Origin of the sequence: Paenibacillus silviterrae (genome assembly GCF_030167925.1) — a bacterium.
Lineage (GTDB): Bacteria > Bacillota > Bacilli > Paenibacillales > NBRC-103111 > Paenibacillus_G > Paenibacillus_G silviterrae.
In genome coordinates this window covers 3,785,139-3,807,661 of the sequence record NZ_JASKUT010000001.1, presented here as the reverse complement: position 1 = coordinate 3,807,661, position 22,523 = coordinate 3,785,139, and the positions used below count along the sequence as shown (strand labels likewise).

Here is a 22,523-nt window from a genome sequence, read left to right as displayed (position 1 = left end):
GCTACAGCTTCTTCAGAGAATCGCGGTAGGCAGAAGGAGAAATGTGATACAGCCGTTTGAACTGCTTGGAAAAATAGAGCGGGTCCTGGAAGCCGACCGACGAAGCGATCTGTTCCATGGTGAGCTCGGTGCGCTCGCGCAGAAGATGTCTCGCTTTATCCAAGCGTAGCCGCAGCAAGAAGGTGACCGGGGTCAGCCCGGTATGCTGTTTGAAGAGCGTGGACAGGTAGGCGCGGTTATAGCCGAGCGTTTCGGCCATCAGCTCAATGGTAATCGGCTCCGCATACTGCGTCTGCAGGTAATGGATTGCCTGCTGAACCGTCCGGTCGCCTCCCGAGGTCATCTGGGGGGCGGCGCCCTGCTGCGGCTGAAGCGCTTCGGCATATTCGGCGAGCAGCAGATGAAGATAGCCGTTCGCCTTCAGGCTTGCCTGGGAGCTGCGCGATTGAAACGCCGTTTGTACCTGGTGGTACAGGACAGCAATGCTGCGCTTGCGGCCGGTGTGCACAACGGGCTGTCCTGAGCTGAGCCCGATGTCCTGCAGGAGAGATTCGGCCTGCTTGCCCTCGAAGGCGATCCAGCGATAGTGCCATGGGTCGGCGAGATCGGCCATATAATTAATGAGCTTGCCGGGCTCAATGAGAAAGCTATCGCCTTGGCCCAACTCGTAGGTATGCCCCTGGCAGGTATAGGTGCCTTTACCCGATAAGATATGATGCAGCAAATAATAGTCGACGACCTTCGGCCCGGGCTTATGTCCGGGCTTGGTTTGGCTGTAGCCGGTGAAAAGAACGGAAAGCTCCCCCTCCTCCCGGGGCTGGGGGTTTGAGACGACAAAATAGCTTTCGTTTTTTTTGAGTGGGGGAGTTGTGCTCATAAGACGATCCTGCCTTTCCTCATAGGTATCTAACATTATACCATGCCATTTGCGAAGGCTTACCATAGAAAATCTAACATTTTTCCATGTGGTTCTGACATCGCTCCATAGCTTGAAGGAGACGGTGAGACTATACTGAAGGCATAGGAAGCAAGTTGATTCGATATTAGGAAAAGGCGGTGCCTACATGGCAGATATCCAAGCTTTGAAACAACGTTTCTTAGAGCTGTACGGTGAGGAAAGCACACATCCGATCCGGGTTTTTCATGCGCCTGGCCGCGTGAATCTCATCGGTGAGCATACAGATTATAACGGCGGCTACGTATTTCCGGCAGCACTGACCTTCGGTACGACGATGATCGTCCGGCAGCGGGACGATGAGCAGGTAGGCTTTGCTTCGACAAACTTCCCCTTACACAAACATATTTCCATTCAAAATCTCGTAAATGCCAAAGAGGATGAATGGATGAATTACCCGAAGGGGATTATCCAGGAGCTGCAGGAGCGCGGCGTGAAGGTGAAGGGCTGCGATATTCTTTACAGCGGTGCCATCCCGAACGGCTCAGGTCTGAGCTCGTCGGCATCCATCGAGGTGGTGACCGCTTATGCGCTGCTCACTCTGGCGGGAGAGAAGACGGATACGGTGGAGATTGCCCTGCTGTCTCAGAAGGTCGAGAACGAATTCATCGGTGTGAAGTGCGGCATCATGGACCAATTCGCTGTTGCGAACGGCAAGAAGGACCACGCGATTCTCCTGATGTGCGATACGCTGGAATACAAGCATGTTCCGTTCCAAAGCGGAGAATACAAGCTGGTGATCGGCAATACGAACAAGAAGCGCGGGCTGGTGGATTCCAAGTATAACGAGCGCCGTGCACAATGTGAGCAGGCCGTCAAGGACCTGCAGGCGAAGTACCCGGATATTACGCTTCTGGGGCAGCTCTCCTTGGAGCAATTCAATGCCGGCAAGCAGCTGATCGCTGATAATGTCGTAAGGGACCGGGCACAGCATGTTGTCGAAGAGATCGACCGTGTGCTGCAATCGATGCGTGTACTCGAGCAGGGCGACCTGGAAGCCTTCGGCCGGCTGATGAATGCTTCCCACGATTCGCTGCGCGATTTGTACGAGGTGACGGGCCACGAGCTGGATTCCATGGTAGCTGCGGCCCGCACGATTCCTGGGGTGCTTGGCTCCCGTATGACCGGAGCGGGCTTCGGCGGCTGTACCGTATCGCTCGTGCATCAAGACAGCGTCGATCGCTTCATCGAAGAGGTCGGTCGTCAATATACGGAGCATACAGGGCTGGCAGCGGACTTCTATGTCTGTGATATCGGCGATGGCGTGAAGGAGCTGTAGGCCTGATTTTTCAAGGGGACAGGTTCGGATAAGAGAGAGGAGAGAGGGACCATGGCAATTATGGTAACGGGCGGAGCAGGCTATATCGGCTCCCATACGGTAGCGGAGCTGCTGGCGAAGGGCGAGGAAGTAGTTGTTGTCGATAATCTTGAGCAGGGCCACCGTGAGGCGGTGCTTGGCGGGAAGCTGTACGTAGGCGATATTCGCGACAAGGCGTTTCTGGATACGGTGTTTAAGGAAAATGAGATCGATGCGGTCATTCACTTCGCGGCCAATTCGCTGGTCGGGGAGAGCATGCAGAATCCCGGCAAATATTATCACAACAACGTATACGGCACCTTGTGCCTGCTGGAGAAGATGAACGAGTACGGCGTCGGCAAAATCGTATTCTCCTCGACCGCCGCAACCTACGGGGAGCCGGAGAACATTCCGATTCTCGAAACGGATCGTACGCTGCCGACGAATGCTTATGGCGAGACGAAGCTGGCTATGGAAAAAATGATGCGCTGGTTCGATACCGCACACGGCATCAAATACGTCTCTCTCCGCTACTTCAATGCTGCAGGGGCTCATGAGAGCGGCAAGATCGGTGAGGATCATTCTCCGGAGACGCACCTCGTGCCTATCATTCTGCAGGTGGCGCTGGGCAAGCGCCCGCATATTTCGATCTTCGGTGACGACTACGCTACGCCGGACGGGACTTGTATTCGCGATTACATTCACGTGTCGGATTTGGCCGATGCGCACATTCTGGCGGTGGAGAAGCTTCGCGCCGGCGGTGAAAGCAGCGTGTACAATCTTGGCAACGGTAAAGGCTTCTCGGTCAAGGAAGTCATCGACATCGCCCGCACCGTTACGGGCCATGCGATCCCCGCTGTGGTAGAGCCTCGCCGTGCGGGAGACCCGGCTACGCTGGTCGCCTCCTCGGATCGTACACGGGCGGAGCTCGGCTGGAACCCGAAGCGGGATCGGCTTGAACAGATCATTGCATCCGCGTGGGCATGGCACCAAGCCCATCCGAACGGCTACGGCAAATAAGCATCGCAGGGGGTACGTGAAATGGATAACGTAACGAAGGCAGCGTACGGGATCGAAAGGCTGCTTCAGTTTGCTCTTCATAATAAGCTGATCGAGCCGCTGGATGTTTATGCTGCGAGGAACGGCTTGCTCGATCTGCTGCGGATCGCAGAACCGTATAGCGGCGAGGTAAGTGAGCCTGTTGCGGCAACACCTGTGGAGCTGCTGGAGCCGCTGCTGGATTATGCTGCCGAAGCCGGCATTCTGGAGGACAACAACACGACGCTCCGCGATCTGCTCGACGCCCGGATTATGGGGTATTTGATGCCGCGGCAGTCGGAGGTGGCAGGTCGCTTCTGGGTCACCGGGAAAAAGGTCGGCGTAGAGAATGCGACCAATGACTTCTATAAGCTGTGTATCGACTCCAACTACATCCGGATGGACCGGATTAACAAGAACCTGTACTGGCTGGCGCCCACGGAATATGGGGAGCTGGAGATTACCGTAAACCTCTCCAAGCCGGAGAAGGATCCGAAGGAAATCGCTATGCTCAAAAATGCGCCGGCGGCGTCCTATCCCAAATGTCTGCTCTGTATCGACAACGTCGGCTATGCAGGCCGGCTGAATCATCCGGCCCGGCAAAACCTTCGGGTCATACCTCTGCAGCTCGGCGGGGATCCTTGGTTCTTTCAGTACTCGCCGTACGTGTACTACAATGAGCATAGTATCATATTTGACCGGGAACACCGCCCGATGAAAATGTCACGGGCAACCTTCGAGCGATTGCTCGATTTCGTTGAACAGTTTCCGCATTATTTTATCGGCTCGAATGCAGACCTTCCGATTGTAGGAGGTTCGATTCTGAACCATGATCACTTCCAGGGCGGCAAGCATAAGTTCCCGATGGAGAAGGCGCCGGTAGAAGCGTCGTTTACCCATCCGGACTATGCCGGTGTGAAGCTGGGTATCGTGAAGTGGCCGATGTCGGTCATCCGCATTTCAAGCCATAACCGGGTGCAGCTGCTGAAGCTGGCTTCGAGCATTCTGGAGACGTGGAAGGAATACAGCGATCCGGCCTGTGACATCTTCGCTTATACGGAGAAGGACGGCGTGCGGACACCTCATAATACCGTAACGCCGATTGCGCGTAACAATACGAGCGGCGAATACGAGATGGACCTGGTGCTCCGTAATAACCGGACGAGCGAAGAGCATCCGGACGGTATTTTCCACCCGCATCGGGAGCTGCATCACATCAAGAAAGAGAACATCGGCTTGATTGAGGTGATGGGCTTGGCCGTGCTGCCGGGCAGGCTGAAGGAGGAGCTTGAGGAGCTGGCTCAGCTGCTCGTAAGCGGTGAGACCGCGGCGGTTCAAGCAGAGGAACATTCGCTGCATAAGCATGGCGCATGGATTTCGGAGCTTCAGTCGCGTTATGGCAGCGTCGATCTAGAGGAGGCAAGGCAGCTCCTTCAGAGCGAGGTCGGCACGAAGTTCTCCGACGTGCTGCGGGATGCGGGCGTCTATAAGCGAGATGAGCAGGGTCGAAGCGGCTTCCGGGCATTCCTGAAACAGCTTGGATTCGAATAAGCTTTTAAGTTAGCAGCCCCGCGGGCGATCCCCTCATAACGATGGGCGGTACGCTTGCGGGGCTTTCGTTGCATGAGTTCAAGGCACACGATCCAACTCCTCCCGCATATCTTCCGAGCATGGGGGATAAGGGCCAAAGGAGCTTAGGCCAGAGCGGCACCAACCGGTGAATGATTTCAAGCACGTGACAGGTTGCGGCAACTTTTTCTTACTTCTTCTGTTATACTTCATGTTCCAGACAGGGATTTGACATACAAGGAGAGGAACCATCGTTGAGCAATAAGCACATCGTTATCGTAGATGACCAGTATAGTATCCGTCTGCTGCTTAAAGTAGCATTAGAGGCGGATGGGCATGAGGTTTTCGATACCGCCGAAGGACATGTCGCTCTAAAGTATATGGAAGAGACGCAGGTGGACATTGCTTTGCTTGACCTCAAAATGCCGGGTATGGACGGTCTTGAGCTTTTGACTTGCATGAGGCATAAGGGGATTCCGACGCCTGTCGTCATGATGACGGCGTATATGGAAAGCAGTCTGATAAAGGAAGCCCAGAAGCTTGGGCTGTTGGGATATATGAGCAAGCCGTTTGATATCGATGAAATGCGAAGCATTGTGAGCAGCGTCGTACCGGGAGCATAGGAGGAGCGGAAGGGCATAAGATCAGGGCGGGATTGCCATATTAAAAGGTACTAAAGATGTTTCCCTTCCGTAGGAGGAGCTATGAAACGAAGCTTAGTACCGGCCCTATCGTTCTTTCTGTTACTTGCCGTCTTATTAACAGCCCCGCCAGCGGTAATGGCGGAGTCCCTGGGGAAGCCGCGGTTGACCTTCGCTGTGATCAGTGATATTCACGTACAAAGCTGGGACAAGGAATCCGTTCGCAGGTTCAGACAGGCTTTGGAGGACTTACATAAGGCGGCACCGGGTTCAAGCGCATTGATTGTGAACGGGGACACAGGCAACGGGTTTCCTGAGGATTACTCGACTGTACAGCGTACCATCGCAGCACATCTGCATTGGCCTTATGTATTCTATACGATCGGCAATCATGAATTTTATAAAGCATGGCATCGCGGCAAGCAATGGAGTGAGGCAAGCTTTCCGAACGGAGAGACGGAGGAAGCCTCCATCGGGCGCTTTCTTCAGTTGACTGGGGAGCCGCGCGTCTATTATGATCGCTGGCTTCAAGGTTATCACTTCATATTCCTGGGCTCGGAGCGCTATCGTCAGTCCGATCCCGGCAACGGAGAGGATGCCTGGCTTTCGGACGAGCAGCTGGGCTGGCTTCGCAGCAAGCTGCAGGACGATGCGCAGAAGGATCCGCAAAGACCTGTGTTCCTCTTCCTGCATCAGCCTCTGCAGGGTACCGTCTCGGGCAGCAGCGAGAGAGGGGTCGTGCAGCTAGAGGAGCTTCGTTCTATTCTTCGAAAGCACCCGCAGGTGCTGCTGTTTTCCGGGCATACTCATTTTGAATTGGAGAAGCCTGACATGGTGATTCGCGGCGACCGCGTCACTATGGTGAACAGCTCTTCCGTGAGGGAACCCTTCAAAGCAGCCCGTGAACCGTACGCTGAAAGCGAGGATGAAAGCGAAGGCATCGTCGTTCAGGTAAGTCCCGATGAGGTAAGCATTCGCGGCCGCAGCTTCAAGCGGCACTCCTGGATCACGGGAGCAGACTACATGGTTCCTCTTCAAAACAAAACCGGCCCCTAGTCAGGGCCGGTTTCTCTTTACAACGATTCTTTTCTGGATTTGGGCTCCACACGCAGGACATCCTCGCTTCGAGTAATCCCCTCAATCTCAATGCCCTTTTCATTCAATGAGCTGGTGACGGCAATCTCGTCCTGAGCCGGGAAAATATAAGCCGGAGCGCTGTCGGTGCTCGACAGAAGCTGCTCTGCCACCTGGACAAGCTTCTCCATCGAGAACGGTTTGCGCAGGAACTTCTCCATATCCTTCTCATGATAGTGGGAAGGAGGCTCCAGTGCGGTGGAGACGATAACCGGCGTACGGTAATAGCGGGGGTGGCGGTAGAGCTCGCTTATGAAATCCCAGCCGCTTTGTGCGCCCTCCAGATGAATATCGACGATACATAATCGGGGCCCCTTTTCCTTGCATTGCTGCAAAGCCAGGATAGCCTCCTCGGCGGAGCGGACGATCAGAAAAGGACAATCAAACTTAGTCAATGCAACTTGAATGAGGTCTCCCAAATTATCGTCATCCTCAATGACGAGGATAGCGTTCTCGGCATTTTGGACCTGAGTGAGTTCAAGCTCCAGTGTGAAAATAGACCCGGCTCCCATCACCGATTCGAACCAGATGCGTCCGTCATGTCCTTCTATAATCTCTTTCACGATGGATAGGCCGAGACCGGTACCGCCGATTTGTCTGCGATCGGAGTTATCTACCCGGTAAAACTTCGTGAACAGCTTCCCTCGCGCTTCTTCCGGAATGCCTAAACCGTAATCCTGAACGGAGATTTGTACCTTGCCGTCCGTTTGAACGACTCGGATATCGACTCGATCTCCCTGAGGAGAATACTTGATTGCATTGCTCATCAAATTATGAACCACCTGCTTCAGGCGATCCGCATCCCCGCGAACCCAAAGCTCACTTCTCGGTGCGTCAAGGTGAATCTCGTGCGATTGCTTGCCTTTCCACTGCTCAGCCACCTCTTGAAGCAAACCGTTAAATTCCACCGGCGAGAAATGGTATGATTGCTTTCCGGACTCCATACGCTGCAGGTCCAGAAAATCATTAATGAGCTTGGATAGGCGGTTGGCTTCCTTGTATATGGTTTCCATGTAGCGCTTGCGCTTCTCCGGCGTCAGCTCCCGGTGCAGCATTATCTCAACAAACCCAAGCACACTGGATAATGGTGTCCGCAGCTCGTGCGATACGATGCTGATGAATTCATTCTTCATCTCATCGACCTTCTCTTCCTCGGTTCGATCGCGGAACACGAACAGGTAAGAGGGCTCCTCACTTCCACGGTTATTGCCCACCATAGTGGCATACAGCTCGAGATGTCTCAGCTGGCCGTCCTCTTCCCGATTTGTGAAATAGAACCGTTCGGACAATCGTTCCTGCTCGCCGCGCAGCAGTCTGCCGATCGAGGCGGTGACCTGGGATAAGGTTTGATCTTGAATTTGTACATTTTGAATGAGGCTTAGCAGATGCTTCCCATTCTGATCCTGTTTCCCGAAGAAGTCCTTCATGCGCTGATTGGAGTAGAGCAGGTGTCCCCGCGCATCACAGAGCACCATACCTTCATTGGTGGATTCGAGGATGTTTTCTATCACATCGCGTTGTTCCTCGATAAAAAGCTTCTCCTGCTGCAGCTGATGATTCAACTGCTCCAGCCGGATCGATTGCCGCAATCGCTCTTCGTTCACTTGCTGGGCAAGGAAGGCCAGCTCGAATTGACGAATTAATCCCTTCGCAATGCGTTTGGTCTGCTCATTATCTTTCTGAAGATAGCCGGTAAGCAGGAGGAAGCCGATCACCTGTTGATCATTCCCGAATAACGGGAAGTAATGATCCATGACGGAAGTGATCCCTTGATGGAAGCCCTTCTCGTACTCCGTCGCTTCTCGCTTACACTCGATAGGCTGCTTCTCCATAAGGACGCGTCTTGCCGGTCCGAACAATTGTTCTTCGAGTACGGGACCCAGCTTAGTAGGATAACCTACCGCATGCTGGACAGCAAACATCCCGTTCGGCTCCCGGATGACTACCATGATCGCGTCCAGCTGCAACGCTTCAATAAGCCTTGGCAGCGAGGTTTGGAGCAGATCGTTCAGCCCTCCCGCGGAGGTAAGCTTCTCCTGAAAGCCGTTAATTGCCTCAAGCTCGTACTCACGCAAGGAAAGCTTCTCCAGAGTTCGTTCCTGCTCCTCCTGCTGGGCGATGATTTCTTCGTTCTGTGCCTCCAGGCTTTCCGCCAGGAAACGGAACGATTCCTCGCTCTTCCGAAGGGCAGCCTCCGCACGGTTCGTCCGGAAGAACAGAAGGGCGGAGAAGATACTGATGATTAAAGCAAGCGCACCGCCGATGGAGATGATAGTGCGGGCGCTGCGCTCCGCCTCCCGTGCGCTCTTGTTGGCTTCTGCAGTAATCCGGTCGATTTCGGCCGTTAATTTATCGTGCACCTTGCGGAAGGAATCCATGGCGGTTTTCCCGTTGCTGATTCGGTTTCGTGCCGTTTCGATGTTGCCCGTGCGAACGAGACTAAGCTGCGAGGCGTAATGCAAACGCAGACGCTCAATCATGGGACGAGCCTCATACCTCATAATTTTGCCGATTTCCGGATAGTTCGTCTCGAAGGCTTCCATATACTTCAAGTCCGCCTCGAGCGCTGCGCTTCCGTTGTGATACGGCTCAAGATAGGCTTCATCCCCGGTAACCTCGAAGCCGCGAATGCCCGTTTCCTGATTCACCAGGTTAGATAATATATTCTCGGCCAAATGAGAGAGGGGGATAGTTTCACCCACAATCCGGTTCAATTGCCTCTCTGTATTTTTAGAAGCAATGAAGCTGGTGACGCTGACCAGCGCCAGCACGGTGAAAATAAGAATCAAATACATCATGGAGATGCGTGAACGGGTTATTTTCATAGATATCCACCTAGTCGATTAATAGAAGGTCAGCCTTTGATCTGACCGATGCTGATCTGTACCTTGTAATTGCCGTACCGGAGAAGCTCATCCAGCAGTCTATTCAGCTCCTCATGATCTGAGGTGTGCGCGTGAAGCCAGTAGCAGCCTTCTCCGCTGACGCGATGGGCTTCGGCGATGCCCGGCTGCTGCAGCACCCACTGCTGGAAGGAGCTATGGGAGCTGGTGGTTTTCATATATACCGTAATTAAAGCGCTGACGGCAAGCCCCAGCTTAGCGGGGTTCACTTTCAGGGTAACTCCCTCGATGATTCCGGCTTCCTCCAGCTTGCGAATGCGCGCGCCGACCGCCTGGCCGGTCAAATGCACCTGCTCACCGATGTCCTTATGCTGTCTTCGGGCATCCTGCCGGAGAAGCTCAAGGATGCGCCGATCCGTTGCGTCGAGCATGCCAACCGTTCCTTTCCTGCCATAACTCATTCACCGTGAAAGGAATGAGAGGTGTTTTGTTTCATTGAACCATAGGTTGGGGCCTATGCCTAAGCTATCATAAATACATGAAAGTCATGACCTTTATTTGAGGAGGAGAGAGAATATTATGAAGCTGCAATTGATTCGACATGCAACGCTTAGCGTTGTTACGGGTGACAAGACCATGTTGGTGGATCCGATGTTGAGTGAACAGGGCGTAAATCCCCCTATCTCTAATTCGACAGATGAGCGCCGAAATCCTTTAGTGGCGCTGCCGAAATTTGACGAGAAGCTTCTGCAGCCGGACGCTGTGCTGGTAACGCATCTGCACCCGGACCACTGGGATGAGGCCGCGGCGCAAAGCATTGCCAAATCGACAGCCGTCATTTGCCCCGAGGAATGCGAGGCGTCCCTTGCCGCACAAGGCTTTGCTCCTATTCATGTGATCTCGTCAGAGCTGCAATGGAAGGGAATCCGCATCTTCCGTACAGGCGGGGAACACGGCTTTGGGGAAGTGGGAGCGAGAATGGGCAAGGTGTCCGGCTTCGTGCTGCAAGCTCCGGGAGAGCCTGTGATTTATATCGCCGGGGACACCGTTTACTGCGAGGAAGTGGAGAGGGCATTGGACCAATACCGCCCTGACTTGACAGTTCTGAATGCCGGGGGAGCTCAGTTCCGGATAGGAGGGCCGATTACGATGAATGCAGAGGATGTCGAGAAGGTATGCCGTTATGCACCGTATACACAGGTGGCGGCAGTGCATATGGACACACTGAATCATTGCCTCGTTACGCGCAAGGATCTTAAGCATCATCTGCGGCAGGCGGGTTTGGAGAGCCGCGTCTGGATCCCCGAGGATGGCGAAGAACGGGAGTATGTTCAGCCGAGCAGGTAAACGGAGGGGGAGGAGACCGTTAGATGAAGGTGCTTGGATCAAAGTTCGGGGCTATATAAAAAAGTAGGCTTCCTCAGCCTGACACAAAGTGAACATCGGATGGAAGATTTGAATTTGGATTCCGGGCGGAAATAACAACGTGGCTGATTGCCAACACCCCCTTGTTGAATTACAATGAATTCAATTAGTCTGATGTCATGATTCCTTCCATTGTAGTGAATTTTGACGCAGGGCACAGGTGAACATCAAGGGGGAAAAATAATGAAGGAGCTATCGCGTTATACCGTGCCTGTTCCTTTGGAGCACGAGGTGAAGCCGTATTTTCAGCCGATTGTCTCCATGCAAACGCAGCGAATCGTGGCTTATGAATCGTTAGGACGATGGGAGCAGGCCGGCCAAGTCCGCAGCCTGGGACCATTTTTCCAAAATCCGGATATTCCGGATGAGCGTCATTTGGCCATCGATCGGGTACTGAGGGAACGAGCGATCGAATACATGGCACAGGCGGGTTCGGACTCGAAGCTGTTTATTAATCTGAAGCCTTCCTGGATCTACCAACGATTCCAAGCGACAGGCGAGCTGCCTACGCTGCACTATATCGCCAGACACGGCTTGGATCCGTCCCGCGTAGTCGTTGAAATTACGGAGGAAGAGTTTCAAGGAAGATTGGATGAGCTATCCTCGATAATCGAGCTGTACCGGCGGGCAGGCTGTATGATCGCGATCGATGATATCGGCAGCGGCTACAGCAACTATGACCGGATTGCGTCCATAAGACCTCATATCCTGAAGATCGACCTGAAGCTGCTGAAGAAGAGCGCGACGCATGTCGGCTACGAAGCGGTGCTCAATTCCTTTTCGATCCTTGCCTCTCAGATGGGCTCCTCGCTTCTGGTGGAGGGAGTGGAAACGAAGCGGGATCTCCATCAAGCGCTCAAGGTAGGCGCGCGCTATGTGCAGGGCTTTTTATTTTCCGAGGCAAGAGCCGCTCTTCAGCCCTTGACTGCTTATGAAGCGATGCTTCAAGAAGAGCTCTCAGAGTATACAAGGCAGGAGCTCGCCAAACACCGGAGCTTGTTCGCCGTGATGGAAAGCCTGAATGATCTGGTAAGCGGTGAGGCGGTCATTGAAAGTGAAACGGATGCGGATTCGCTGATTGAGGAGCTGCTGGAAAGCGTGGAGGACCATGTGGTCAAAGTGTACATATGCCGCGAGGACGGGCGTCAGATCTCTTCCAATTTCAGCAGGTGCGAGGGGTGCGATTGGGAGATTGACCCGAGCTATCGGGGCGCAAACTGGATCTGGCGTCCCTACTTCATTCCGAACATCCTACAGATGAATCATCAGCGACAAGGAAATTTATCGCAGGTCTACACCGATTTGGACAGCTCCCGCCCGATGCAGACGTACTCGTGCCCGATCGGGGGGAAGCATTATTTGTTCCTTGATTTGGTTGTCTAACAAGCGGTGATTCGTCAGATTGATTGGGCGACCCACTCGGTGCGGAGGGCGAACAGCTCCTTGAGATCTTCGGTGGACAGCTCGGTGATCCACTGTTCTCCCGTTCCGACAATTTGCTGGCTTAGGCCCAGCTTCCTGTCGATCATTTCATCGATCCGCTCCTCCAGCGTCCCCAGCGTAACGAATTTGTGCACCTGCACATGCCGCGTCTGGCCGATCCGGAAGGCGCGGTCCGTCGCTTGATTCTCCACCGCAGGGTTCCACCACCGGTCAAAATGAAATACATGGTTAGCCGCAGTCAGGTTTAAGCCGGTTCCTCCGGCCTTCAGCGAAAGCAGGAAGATGCCGGGCTGCACAGAGGCGGGGAGATTCTCGCTCTGGAACTGCTCGATCATCCGGTCACGGGCGATCTTCGGTGTTCCTCCGTGCAGAAATTGCACCTGGGGACCCAGCTCCTGCTCCAGGATTCGCTGAAGCAGATGGCCGGTTTCCACGAACTGAGTGAAGATGAGGCACTTGTCGCCTTCCTGCCGCAGCTCCTGTACCATTTCAAGCAGCCGCTCAACCTTGTTGGACCTTCCCTGCCAGGGGGCGGTGACCGGCTCCTTGTGGAGCAGCGACGGATGGTTGCAGATCTGCTTCAGCTTGGTCAGCGCGGACAGGATTACCCCCCGACGCTCCATCACGCTGAGGGTATCGAGCTTCTCGAACATATCGCGAATGTAAGTTTCGTACATCGTTGCCTGCTCGGAAGTAAGAGAGACGAACGTTTTGTATTCGTACTTATCGGGCAGGTCAAGCTGAATCGATGGGTCCTTCTTGACGCGGCGCAGCAGGAAGGGGCGAATCAGCCGCTGTACCTTGGCGATCAGCTCGGGGTCCTGCGTCCGCTCAATGGCATTCACATAGTTATGCGTGAAGTCGCGGACCGTCCCGAGATAGCCCGGATTGAGAAAATCAAATATCGACCACAGCTCGGTCAGCCGATTCTCGATAGGGGTTCCCGTCAGGGCAATCCTATGCCGGCCGGTCAGCTTGCGGATAGAGGACGCCTGCTTTGTGTAGGCGTTTTTGATATTTTGGGCTTCGTCGATGCAGATGGACTCCCAGGCGACGGTCGTCAGCTCCGCTTCATCGAGGTGTGACAACGTATAGGTCGTCAGCACCAGATCGTAGCCGCGGATGCTCTCGGCGAACGCCGCACCCTTCGAACGGGCCGGGCCATAGTGCAAATACACCCGCAGCTCAGGGGCGAAGCGCTGCAGCTCCTTCTGCCAGTTGCCGACGACGGAGGTCGGGCAGATGAGAAGAGAAGGGGCAGCGGTTTCTATCCCATCTTCCGCACCCTGCCGAGCCTTCAGATGAAGAAGATACGTGATCATCTGAATCGTTTTGCCAAGACCCATGTCGTCCGCCAGGCAGCCGCCAAGGCCGCATTCCCGCAGGAACAGCAGCCAAGAAATGCCCTCCAGCTGATAGGGCCGCAGCGTCCCCCGGAAGCTGTCCGGCGGCTCGATCATCGGCGGCCGCTTCACATGGTTCAGCAGGTCGACCATGTCCTGCAGCTGCTCGTTCAGCTCGACCTCCATCTGCAGGGCGCGGTGGAAGCCGGATTCCTCCTCGCCCTCGACGGAGCCGAGCAGGTGAAGCTCCAGCACGTCGCGGAAGGAGAGACCCTCCTTCTTCTGCACCTGCTTCATCACCTGCTGGATTTGCGCCAGCTGAGCGGGGTCGAGCTGGATCCACTGGCCGCCGATTTGCACGAGGCGGCGGTTCTGCTCCACCAGCTCGCGGAACTCCGCTTCGGTGAGCTCGATGTCGCCGATGGCGATCTTCCAGTCGAACTGCATCAGCTGCGTGAGACCGAACATGGACTGCGGTCCGGAGCCGACCGAGGACCGGACCCTTGCCTTCAGCCGCGGCTTCCACCGGCGGATGCGCTCCCACCAGGCGGGCAGGAAGACGGAGTAGCCCGCCTCCATTAGCCGCAGGCTGCCCTGCGTGAGCAGCTGCCACGCCTCGTCCGGCGTGAGCTGCCCGCGCAGGCCGTCGCCCTCGGCGGCCAGCCACGGCAGCAGCCGGCGCCACTTGCCGGCGTCGCGCACCGCGCGGCCGAGGTGCTCCCGCCAGGCGGCGGGCAGCGTCTCCGTGCCGGGCACCGCCGCCGGGGCGCTCAGGGCTTCGCCCTCGGCCGCCCACGCGTTCAGCACGGCGGGCTCGAGCTCGTGCAGCACATCCTTGCTGCCCCGATCCTGCAGCACGAGGCGCAGCGGCCAAGCGTTGCCCTGCACCTCAGGCTCCTCCAGCTTAAGGCATGTGCGGAACGGCGTTCCGTCCGTCTGCCAGCCGATGGAGATGAGCCAGTCCTCCTCGTCCATCCACAGGTCGGCCGCATCCCGGCTGCGCCGCAGCAGCGGGAACGAGCGCTCCAGCCGCTCCAGGCTCTCGCGCATGACGCCGTCGACCTCGATCCACATCGGGATCAGCCGGTCCATCCACTGCTGCGCTGCAGGCGCCGCCGCCAAGGCGGAGGCCTCCTCCGGCAGCTGCAGCTTCCAGCCGAGCTCGCCCGCCTTCCACTTGGCGTAGTCCGGCATGCAGCGGCCCTGCGTCAGCGCCTCCTTCACGTGAGGCGCCAGCTGCAGCAGCTCGCGCAGCTCGCGGCTGAGCTCGAGCCGCTGGTGCTGCACCATGCCCGGCCGCACCAGGTAGTCCAGCGCCTCCAGCGGCGGCAGCAGCAGCCCTTCGATGTTCTGTGACTCGACCACGTCGACGAACGTTCCGTAGAACGACGGCTCATGCCAAGCGAACAGCCAGTCGCGCAGATCGTAGGCGTCGCAGATGCCCCCGTTGGGGCGAGCCCCCCAAAGGAAAAAACCGCCCTGCGGCGCCCAGCGCACGTGAACGGCAATGACCATAGAATCCGTTGTATTAACTGCACTCATGGGATCCATTTCCCCTTCTTCAGCTCTTCTTGCAGTGCCCGCAGACGGGAATATTTCATTGAGAGGCGGTGAATGTATTCGTCCCACACCGCTTCCCGTTCCAGCTTCCTGTACAGGGAGTGAAGCTTCTTCAGCAGCCGGACGGCCGTCGCATAGGCAGTCCGGTTCTTCTCGGCAATGCAGCGCTCCACCGCCTGGGAATACAGCGGCAGCAGGAGGAGAGCATCCTCCTTCTCTACCGTTTGCAGGTCCGGTGCGAATAAATCCATCGGCGAAACCCGGTTTGACAGCTGCAGGTCAATCCATGCCTTGTATCGGCGGGCCTTCAATAAATATGCCGTATAAAAGTTGTACGTGCGCGGCAGCAGAGCGATCATCACATCGACCCACTCGCTGTCGTCCTTCTGCCGGCTCGCCGCCTCCATCCAGTAGTGGCAAAACTGCCGAAGCTCCTCCTGCTGCGTCCGTTGAACCGCCGGCAGCAGCCAGCGCAACCAGGCCAGCATGGAGTCCCAAGCCCCTTCCTCATACCGGCGATGCAGGTACAGGAAAAACTCCCGCGCTTCACGCTTGTGCAGCCGCTCCAGCCTTGCCCTTGCCTCCGACTCCCGTCCGTCCATGACGTCGAAGTGTGCATCCGCCAGCAGCAGGGCGTCCCTGCGCCGCGGCATCAGATCCGGGCTGTCGAGCAGCCGCTGCAGGCGACCTCGCTCCTCCCGGATCCAGTCCGCTTGCTTCTCCATCCGCCACCAGAGGCTCCGGTAGACGGTGGACCAGGAGAGCGGCGACTCCTTCCCGGACAGCGCCGAATCCCCGATCAGACTGAGGGTTTCCTTCCAAGCGGCCGCATGCCCTGCCGCCAGCTGCTCCACATCCAGCCTCGGGATCAAGGCCAGCAGCTGGTCGAGGGACTGCCTGCCCACCGTACGGCAGCCGGTTTCTATATAATAGGATAAATAAGATGTTTTCGTATCCTGATAAAATTGCTCGATCTTCCGCATGACGAACAGGAGCACGTGCAGCTCATACAGCTCCGCCATCGGGGAAGGCCATTCGGCAGCGACCGGCAGCAGCTTCTCCCGCACCGAGCTGTGGAACAGCTCGATCGAATGCTGCTGGGACAGCGAGAAGCCGTAGAACTGCTGGTCGAAATAGCGCTGCCATTCTCCCGGCTTCTGCTTCCGCTTCGGGGGGTCCAGCCGATCGGCCGCCTTTTTATCCAGCCGAGCCTGCGTTTTCCTTGCCTGCTGCTGCTTGATTCGGACGAGCATCGCCTTCTTCAGCTGCTGCAGCAGCAGCTCCGGCCGCCCGAACGACATATATAACGAGAAGATAACGGCAGCCATATGTCGGCAGTGAGCGCCTTCCGTGCAGCTGCACTCGCTTTTGCCGAGACTCTCCATGTCCAAAATTACTTCATAAGGCTTCGTATCCTTGACCAGGGCATGGATTTCCAGCCCATGGCGCAGCTCCGTTCCGCTCACACGGCCCTTATGGTAGTCCTCCCAGCCGGGCTCCAGCCGGTCCGGATCGAACTCGTCACGCAGCCAGTGGATGAGCGCTTTCATTCGGTTTTTAGGGATCTGCAGCTTAAGCATGGGAATGAGAACCGCCCTCCGCGCCAATAGTCTATCCTTCTAGTGTACCCCCGCCAGCCTTTGAAAACAATGCCAATATTCTAGTTTGGACGAATTTTTGGCATTTTAAAAGAACGCCACGTCTATTGTATGCAGCAGCGCCCGGCGAAAGACAATGAATTTACTTTTCATGGAAGCTCAGACTGTATCCGCTTTCGAAGAAAGTTGCAGCGCTATCCGATTCCAAGTACAATGGGGCAAAAGGCAAGTTTCCAAATTTACCCGGAAGGGCGGTAATGGTTATGGGCATCAAGTTTGGCCGGGAATATAACGATATCATTACGGATTTCACCGAGGCGCTGATGGGCATTGAGGAGCCTTACTCCATTTTCGAGATGACGCCGGAGGAGTGGGCCGATCTGAACAGCGAGGAGCAGCAGGAATGCGTTAAGACGCTGGCGGACGATCTGTTCTATGGGCTGGGCACGGATCCGCGCATGAACGTCGGAAACTGCACGATCAGCCACGATAAGAAGCGCCATCTCATTCTCGTCAATCAGGGAGAGACGCTGGTGCGCGTGATTCATTTAGTGTAACGATGGAGGGGGAAGGAGCATGAGCGATTCGCGCTTGAAGCTTTCAGAGCGAGAAGTGGAGGCCCGATTGGCCGAAGCGAAGGAATGGAGCCGGGAGGACCAATGGATTGTACGTAAATACCGCTTTCCTGAGTTTCTCACCGGTATCGCCTTCGTGAACGAGGTGGCGCGAATCGCGGAAGAGCTGAACCATCACCCCCTTATGGCTATTGATTATAAAATGGTGACCCTCCGGCTGACCACCTGGTCCTCCGGAGGGCTGACCCTACTCGATTTTGCCTGCGCTGCACGGTTTGATAAGGCTTACTTCTCCGGTTTTTCGAACACCAGCACAGCTCCGAACACACCGAACGCCAAATAAATATACCCGAACGAGATGGCAAATACGCGCAGATGCATGAGGGGGAAGCCGGCGAGGCAGACGGCCAGAATAATGAGCGTCACCAGGCCGACAGCCTTCGGGAACACCTTCGCCTTCAACGTCGCGAGACCCAGCAGCAGCAGTCCGAGCATAAGGAACGGGACGATCGGAATGAAGACCAGCATGCTGAGAGGGTGAGCGGACGGATCCAGGTTCATGATAGCATCGGATACCGTTTTGAGCTGCTCCTCCGTTGTAATCCCTTTGAAGAGAATCGGATACGCAATGATTTGTACCGGTCCATGAAAAATCTCCAGCAGCAGCCCCAGAAATAGGAGCGGAAATGAAGCCCAACCCCACTTGGGCAGTCGAGCCGCTTGCCTCAGGTAAATCGAAATAAGCCCCATAAGAAGAAATGCCGATGCATAGGCGAGCAGCACGTGAGTATTGACAGCCGCTTGCAAAAACTCCGGAATGTGAGCAACGGAATCCGGGACATCCTCCAAATGAACGATTTGACCGGTGAAGCCCATGATGCCTGCGGTAAGCAGCAGCCAGCCGCTTGCTTTAAAATAGCCTTGTGGAACGGAAATCATCATGATCCAAAACCTCCTGAACATTGAGTTGATTGTAGCTTACCAGCGCATGCTTTCCCGAAGGAAGAGCGAGTCATTCCCAGAGACCGGGAAATGATTCGGGAAGCTGCGGAGGCGGGCTTATATGGCGTTTACTGGAGAAAAAACGGCGTTGTATAATACAATCAGTAACGGAGGGAGGGATGCATATCCGGCATGTAAATGTACTGCGACGGTTGGTCATGCTCGTTAGCACGGCAAGTATCGGCCTATTCCTCATCGGTATCCCGGAAGCTTACCGCAACATTCGGGACGAATGCATTGATCAAGCCTGCAAGGCGTTATATAATCCGCCGCCGGGTTCCTTATGGCTGGCAGAGCATGGCTTGACGGCGAGTCAGTATGCGTTGGCGTATGTCGGACTGTACACCTTGGAGGGTACGGTATTTATCACTGCAGGAGCCATTGTATACGCCAAAAGCAATCGAGATCTCATGAGCCTGCTAGGGACCTTCATGCTGGTGGTGCTTGGTGTTACCTTTACTCCGATTTTGGATGGACTTCGAGAGAGCCATTGGCTTATGGATGCGGCTCTTCGTATTCATACGGCGCTAGGGTTTGTGGCGTTTTTGCTGTTTTTCTTTTTGTTTCCGACGGGTCGCTTCAGCCCTGCTTGGACCGTCTATCTGCTGGCCGGCATTGTGACCGCAGGGCTTCCGCACTATTTGTTTCCTCAAACTGCCGTTGATCTTCAATGGAGGTCTCAGGGATGGTTTGCCGGCTGGGTGGTGCTGTGGATGGCGAGCGTCATTTCGCTGCAGGTGTACCGCTACTGCACAGAGCTGAAGCCGGTCGAACGGCAGCAAACCAAATGGGCGGTTTACGGCGTTACATTAGGTGTTTTCGGCCTGCTTGCCTTTACGGTCATGTATCTTGCGCAGCAGGCCGCTTTCGATGCCAACCCGTTGTTATTGTATCTGCTTGAAATCGGGATTCAAGGAAGCATCCTGCTGATTCCCGTGACGCTGAGCATCGCCGTGTTGCGAACCAGACTATGGGATATTGATCCGCTGGTCAACCGGACGTTAGTCTATGGACTTCTTACGATCGGGGTGATCGCGATCTACACCGTCTCGGTTTGGTATGTAGGAACCGCCTTCCGTACCGGCTCTTGGTGGACTTCTCTGATCGCCACGAGCATTGTAGCCGTCTCCTTTGCCCCTCTGAAGGTTCGGCTTCAGCGCTCGGTCAATCAGCTCATGTACGGGGACACAGGCGACCCTTATTCGGTGCTTTGGCGATTAGGTCAAAGCCTCGCGGAGCCGCTGTCCTCGGAGGCTGCCCTGAAGGTAATTGTGGCTACGGTGCGGGCGGCACTTCGCTTGCCCTATGCGGCCATCGTTCTATACCGGGAGGGAGAGCTTGCTGTGGTCATGGAAGAGGGAGACGTACAGGAGGGAACGCCTTATCGGGAGGCGCTCATTCATCGAGGGGAGCTGCTCGGGTATTTGTATGCGGCACCGCGCTCGGCAGGAGAAGCCTTCACCGCCTCCGACCACAAGCTGCTGGGGATGCTGGCCCGTCAGGCGGGTGTTGTCGTGGAGAACCTGAGGGTTACGCTGGATTTGAGGCTGACTGCGGCTGCCCTTCAGGAATCCCGGGAAAAGCTCGTCATGGCGAGAGAGGAAGAACGTAAGCGGCTGCGCCGGGATTTGCACGATGATCTTGCTCCGCGACTCGCCGCGATCGCCCTGACGGCCTCCGCTGCGGAGGACTTGGTGGAGAAGGATGCACAAGCGGCGCAGGCGATTCTTTCCGAGCTGCGCAGCGTCATTCGTTCGACGGTAACCGATATTCGAGAGATGGTTCACCATATGCGTCCTCCGGCGCTGGATGAGCTTGGGCTCATCGGCGCCTTACGCGAACGCGTACAGGAGATAAAGAGGAGCGCTTCGGAAATGGAGATTGTTTTGTCCGTTCCCGCAGAGCTGCCCCAGCTTCCGGCAGCGCTTGAAGTAGCGGCTTACCGGATCGCGACCGAGGCGATGGTCAATGCACTTAGACATGCTGCGGCACAGCACTGCATCGTGAAGCTGTCTGTTGCTTCAGTTGAGCGGGATGAGGCGAAGCCCGCGGGTTCGTTTGGATTGTGGGTTGAAGTTTCCGACAATGGAGAGGGTCTTCGTTCGCGCTCCGAAGAACGCGGTCTTGAGGGGATTGGACTTTCCTCCATGAAGGAACGAGCGGAAGAGGTGGGCGGAAGCTTCTTTCTGGACGCGCAATCGCCTCAAGGAACGGTGATACGCGCCTATCTCCCGATAAGCTTTGGAGGAAAGGAAGGAAGTGTATGAAGAAGCTGCGCATTATGATTGCGGATGACCATCCGCTCTTTCGGCATGGGGTGTGCACCCTTCTGTCTACGGTGTCCGATATGGAGGTGGTAGGCGAGGCGGCTTCGGGTGAAGAAGCGGTCGCCATGGCGGAACTGCTTCAGCCGGACGTGCTTCTGATGGACATTCGCATGCCGGGCCTCAACGGCATCGAGGCGACGCAGCGGATCAGCCGCCTCGGAGGCTCCGTCCCTATTCTGATCCTTACCATGTTCCAGGACGACTCTTCCGTCTTTACGGCGATGCGCAGCGGCGCCAAGGGTTATGTGCTTAAGGATGCGGAAAAGGAGGAGCTTCTGCATGCCATTCGTGCCGTAGGGAGCGGCCAGGCTATCTTCAGCAGCAGCATCGCCTCCCGGATGATGGAGTACTTTGCCGGGAGCCGGCCTGCTGCAAGCGAGGTTTGTTTCCCGGAGCTGTCCGCCAGAGAGCGCGAGGTGCTCTATCTCATGGCGGAGGGGATTAGCAACGCCGATATCGCAGGAAAGCTGGGTCTGAGCGGCAAGACGATCGCCAATTACATCGCGAATATTCTTAATAAGCTTCATGCAGCCGATCGTGAAGAGGCTGTGCGTATAGCCAAGGCTTCAAGCCAGAAGCCGCCTGAGCTTCCTTCGTAAAGATTCGGGAAGCTCCCGCTGAAGCGCCTTGTACAGCAAGTCCGGGCGGGTCATTCCGTTCGCCTGCCAATACTGTTCGATCATCGTCGTCTTCTCCTCGCGCTTCGGCATTAAGCTGTACATGACATACCAATCCTCAAGGGCGGTCAATGGGATGGGAACGCCATCCTCTACGACGATCCGCTCCGCCTGCTCCTGCCGCCAATCGAGTTTGTATACCCCTTCGGCATGCCTAACACCAAACAAGCCCATGAGATCAATCTCCGTATCTTGAATGACATAATGGTAGAAATGCTCTGTGCAAAAGGGCTCCTTCGGCGGAAGGCTGCGGCTTTCTCCTAAGGACGCGAGAAACTGATGGGCCTTTTCCGCATCCTCCGCACTGACTAACAAATCAAGATCGCGTGCAGCGGATACCAGACCGTAATAGGCCAGCATGGCGGAGCCGCCGAGTCCCCAGCTTACGTTGTTCTTGTTCAGCAGCTTGGCGATAGTCCGCAGGACAAGTTGGAGTCGGTCTTTTTCTTGCTTTTGCTCATGCTCTTGCAAAGCAGCCGGCTCCCACACCATGCAGTGAAACTCACCGGGACCGCTCGGCGTTCCCCTTACATAAGTGTCCGTCACAACGAAGCCGGCCTCTCGATAGGTTCGTAAAGCCCGCTCGTTCCAGGTCAGTACCTCCAAATCGATTTCGTTGCCGGGACTTGTTTTCCTTGCGTACTCCGCAATCGCTCGGACGAAGGAAGTCCCGAGACCTTGCCCGCACAGGTCCGGACGCATGCCGAGCCCAAGCCGTGTCACGCCGACAATCGGGAACAGCTGCGCAAAGCCGCAAAGCCGCTCATCCCGGTCCAGTATCGCCCGGTATTGTGTCTCCCGGATGTAGGGATCACCCAGCTCCTCCTGGCGGGAGACTAGCAACTCCCAAGGCTGCCAGTTATAAATGTCGTAAGGCGGAGGATATCGCCACCCGCAAATTTCACGGGCATGAGCCTCGGTTAAGGGAACGAGTCGAAATGGGGGAGCTGCAGGGCTGGACATGTTTCCACTCCTCTTGAACAGGGTAATAGCGTGTGTAATAATTTTCCATGGGGAACCTTTGCTGGCAGGGTCTTCCCGTGTATACTGGTAACTATACAGGATGGAACTCCCCGAAAGGAAGGGATTACAATCG

At 55.8% G+C, this 22,523-nt stretch carries 18 protein-coding genes; 11 read left to right on the top strand and 7 right to left on the bottom strand.

Annotated features, from left to right (window positions below):
* Position 1 precedes the first annotated feature (1 nt).
* Entirely contained in the window at positions 2-877 is an 876-nt protein-coding gene (locus QMO62_RS17460) for an AraC family transcriptional regulator (RefSeq protein WP_284642880.1), read from the bottom strand.
* Positions 878-1,064: 187 nt separating this feature from the next.
* Between QMO62_RS17460 and QMO62_RS17455 the strand changes: the two genes are divergently transcribed.
* From QMO62_RS17455 to QMO62_RS17435, 5 genes are all read left to right on the top strand, one after another.
* Positions 1,065-2,234 (top strand): galactokinase, encoded by a 1,170-nt coding sequence (locus QMO62_RS17455; RefSeq protein ID WP_284642879.1) that lies wholly within the window; start codon positions 1,065-1,067, stop codon positions 2,232-2,234.
* A 51-nt stretch (positions 2,235-2,285) separates the two neighbouring features.
* Positions 2,286-3,272, top strand: coding sequence for a UDP-glucose 4-epimerase GalE (gene galE, locus QMO62_RS17450; RefSeq protein WP_284642878.1), 987 nt, complete (start codon positions 2,286-2,288; stop codon positions 3,270-3,272).
* Between the two features lie 21 nt (positions 3,273-3,293).
* A complete protein-coding gene (locus tag QMO62_RS17445) occupies positions 3,294-4,841 on the top strand; it encodes a UDP-glucose--hexose-1-phosphate uridylyltransferase (RefSeq protein WP_284642877.1) in 1,548 nt (515 codons plus the stop codon).
* A 272-nt stretch (positions 4,842-5,113) separates the two neighbouring features.
* The gene (locus QMO62_RS17440) at positions 5,114-5,482 is read left to right on the top strand and encodes a response regulator (RefSeq protein ID WP_284642876.1); all 369 of its coding nucleotides are present in this window, start codon (positions 5,114-5,116) and stop codon (positions 5,480-5,482) included.
* An 81-nt stretch (positions 5,483-5,563) separates the two neighbouring features.
* Positions 5,564-6,556 (top strand): metallophosphoesterase family protein, encoded by a 993-nt coding sequence (locus tag QMO62_RS17435; protein WP_284642875.1) that lies wholly within the window; start codon positions 5,564-5,566, stop codon positions 6,554-6,556.
* Between the two features lie 17 nt (positions 6,557-6,573).
* Here the strand turns inward: QMO62_RS17435 and QMO62_RS17430 are convergent, their stop codons facing one another.
* A complete protein-coding gene (locus QMO62_RS17430; RefSeq protein ID WP_284642874.1) occupies positions 6,574-9,459 on the bottom strand; it encodes an ATP-binding protein in 2,886 nt (961 codons plus the stop codon).
* 29 nt (positions 9,460-9,488) lie between these two features.
* Positions 9,489-9,938: an Lrp/AsnC family transcriptional regulator gene (locus QMO62_RS17425; RefSeq protein WP_284642873.1), complete on the bottom strand. Its 450-nt coding sequence runs from the start codon at positions 9,936-9,938 to the stop codon at positions 9,489-9,491.
* Positions 9,939-10,056: 118 nt separating this feature from the next.
* Here QMO62_RS17425 and QMO62_RS17420 point away from each other — a divergent pair, with 118 nt between their 5' ends.
* Both QMO62_RS17420 and QMO62_RS17415 read left to right on the top strand, forming a co-directional pair.
* Positions 10,057-10,824, top strand: coding sequence for an MBL fold metallo-hydrolase (locus QMO62_RS17420; RefSeq protein WP_284642872.1), 768 nt, complete (start codon positions 10,057-10,059; stop codon positions 10,822-10,824).
* A gap of 261 nt (positions 10,825-11,085) precedes the next feature.
* On the top strand, positions 11,086-12,285 hold the full coding sequence (locus QMO62_RS17415; RefSeq protein ID WP_284642871.1) for an EAL domain-containing protein: 1,200 nt from the start codon (positions 11,086-11,088) through the stop codon (positions 12,283-12,285).
* A 14-nt stretch (positions 12,286-12,299) separates the two neighbouring features.
* Here QMO62_RS17415 and QMO62_RS17410 read toward each other — a convergent pair whose 3' ends face one another.
* Together QMO62_RS17410 and QMO62_RS17400 are read right to left on the bottom strand one after the other, a co-directional pair.
* Positions 12,300-15,203 carry a DEAD/DEAH box helicase gene (locus QMO62_RS17410; protein WP_372516683.1) on the bottom strand — a complete coding sequence of 968 codons (2,904 nt, stop codon included), beginning with the start codon at positions 15,201-15,203 and terminating at the stop codon, positions 12,300-12,302.
* Positions 15,204-15,226: 23 nt separating this feature from the next.
* Positions 15,227-16,855: an SWIM zinc finger family protein gene (locus QMO62_RS17400; protein ID WP_284642868.1), complete on the bottom strand. Its 1,629-nt coding sequence runs from the start codon at positions 16,853-16,855 to the stop codon at positions 15,227-15,229.
* A 254-nt stretch (positions 16,856-17,109) separates the two neighbouring features.
* On the opposite strand from QMO62_RS17400, the gene QMO62_RS17395 reads away from it, so the two are divergent.
* Together QMO62_RS17395 and QMO62_RS17390 are read left to right on the top strand one after the other, a co-directional pair.
* Positions 17,110-17,403: a hypothetical protein gene (locus tag QMO62_RS17395; protein WP_284642867.1), complete on the top strand. Its 294-nt coding sequence runs from the start codon at positions 17,110-17,112 to the stop codon at positions 17,401-17,403.
* Between the two features lie 19 nt (positions 17,404-17,422).
* Positions 17,423-17,764 carry a 4a-hydroxytetrahydrobiopterin dehydratase gene (locus tag QMO62_RS17390; protein WP_284642866.1) on the top strand — a complete coding sequence of 114 codons (342 nt, stop codon included), beginning with the start codon at positions 17,423-17,425 and terminating at the stop codon, positions 17,762-17,764.
* On the opposite strand, the gene QMO62_RS17385 is transcribed toward QMO62_RS17390, so the two are convergent.
* Complete coding sequence (locus tag QMO62_RS17385) at positions 17,707-18,363, bottom strand: hypothetical protein (RefSeq protein ID WP_284642865.1); 657 nt, start codon at positions 18,361-18,363, stop codon at positions 17,707-17,709. The genes QMO62_RS17390 and QMO62_RS17385 overlap by 58 nt on opposite strands.
* A gap of 179 nt (positions 18,364-18,542) precedes the next feature.
* Here QMO62_RS17385 and QMO62_RS17380 point away from each other — a divergent pair, with 179 nt between their 5' ends.
* Positions 18,543-20,690 (top strand): sensor histidine kinase, encoded by a 2,148-nt coding sequence (locus QMO62_RS17380; RefSeq protein ID WP_284642864.1) that lies wholly within the window; start codon positions 18,543-18,545, stop codon positions 20,688-20,690.
* Entirely contained in the window at positions 20,687-21,349 is a 663-nt protein-coding gene (locus QMO62_RS17375; protein WP_284642863.1) for a response regulator transcription factor, read from the top strand. The genes QMO62_RS17380 and QMO62_RS17375 overlap by 4 nt, the downstream gene beginning before the upstream one ends.
* On the opposite strand, the gene QMO62_RS33255 is transcribed toward QMO62_RS17375, so the two are convergent.
* Positions 21,317-22,390: a GNAT family N-acetyltransferase gene (locus tag QMO62_RS33255; protein WP_348651707.1), complete on the bottom strand. Its 1,074-nt coding sequence runs from the start codon at positions 22,388-22,390 to the stop codon at positions 21,317-21,319. The two genes, QMO62_RS17375 and QMO62_RS33255, sit on opposite strands and share 33 nt — an antisense overlap.
* Between the last annotated feature and the right edge of the window lie 133 nt (positions 22,391-22,523).

What these genes read in the sequence shown, in the direction of transcription:
- QMO62_RS17460 (WP_284642880.1), bottom strand. Translation starts at nt 877, where the DNA reads ATGAGCACAACTCCCCCACTCAAAAAAAACGAAAGCTATTTTGTCGTC.
- QMO62_RS17455 (WP_284642879.1), top strand. Translation starts at nt 1,065, where the DNA reads ATGGCAGATATCCAAGCTTTGAAACAACGTTTCTTAGAGCTGTACGGT.
- galE (WP_284642878.1), top strand. Translation starts at nt 2,286, where the DNA reads ATGGCAATTATGGTAACGGGCGGAGCAGGCTATATCGGCTCCCATACG.
- QMO62_RS17445 (WP_284642877.1), top strand. Translation starts at nt 3,294, where the DNA reads ATGGATAACGTAACGAAGGCAGCGTACGGGATCGAAAGGCTGCTTCAG.
- QMO62_RS17435 (WP_284642875.1), top strand. Translation starts at nt 5,564, where the DNA reads ATGAAACGAAGCTTAGTACCGGCCCTATCGTTCTTTCTGTTACTTGCC.
- QMO62_RS17430 (WP_284642874.1), bottom strand. Translation starts at nt 9,459, where the DNA reads ATGAAAATAACCCGTTCACGCATCTCCATGATGTATTTGATTCTTATT.
- QMO62_RS17425 (WP_284642873.1), bottom strand. Translation starts at nt 9,938, where the DNA reads ATGAGTTATGGCAGGAAAGGAACGGTTGGCATGCTCGACGCAACGGAT.
- QMO62_RS17420 (WP_284642872.1), top strand. Translation starts at nt 10,057, where the DNA reads ATGAAGCTGCAATTGATTCGACATGCAACGCTTAGCGTTGTTACGGGT.
- QMO62_RS17415 (WP_284642871.1), top strand. Translation starts at nt 11,086, where the DNA reads ATGAAGGAGCTATCGCGTTATACCGTGCCTGTTCCTTTGGAGCACGAG.
- QMO62_RS17410 (WP_372516683.1), bottom strand. Translation starts at nt 15,203, where the DNA reads ATGGTCATTGCCGTTCACGTGCGCTGGGCGCCGCAGGGCGGTTTTTTC.
- QMO62_RS17395 (WP_284642867.1), top strand. Translation starts at nt 17,110, where the DNA reads ATGGGCATCAAGTTTGGCCGGGAATATAACGATATCATTACGGATTTC.
- QMO62_RS17390 (WP_284642866.1), top strand. Translation starts at nt 17,423, where the DNA reads ATGAGCGATTCGCGCTTGAAGCTTTCAGAGCGAGAAGTGGAGGCCCGA.
- QMO62_RS17385 (WP_284642865.1), bottom strand. Translation starts at nt 18,363, where the DNA reads ATGATGATTTCCGTTCCACAAGGCTATTTTAAAGCAAGCGGCTGGCTG.
- QMO62_RS17380 (WP_284642864.1), top strand. Translation starts at nt 18,543, where the DNA reads ATGCATATCCGGCATGTAAATGTACTGCGACGGTTGGTCATGCTCGTT.
- QMO62_RS17375 (WP_284642863.1), top strand. Translation starts at nt 20,687, where the DNA reads ATGAAGAAGCTGCGCATTATGATTGCGGATGACCATCCGCTCTTTCGG.
- QMO62_RS33255 (WP_348651707.1), bottom strand. Translation starts at nt 22,390, where the DNA reads ATGTCCAGCCCTGCAGCTCCCCCATTTCGACTCGTTCCCTTAACCGAG.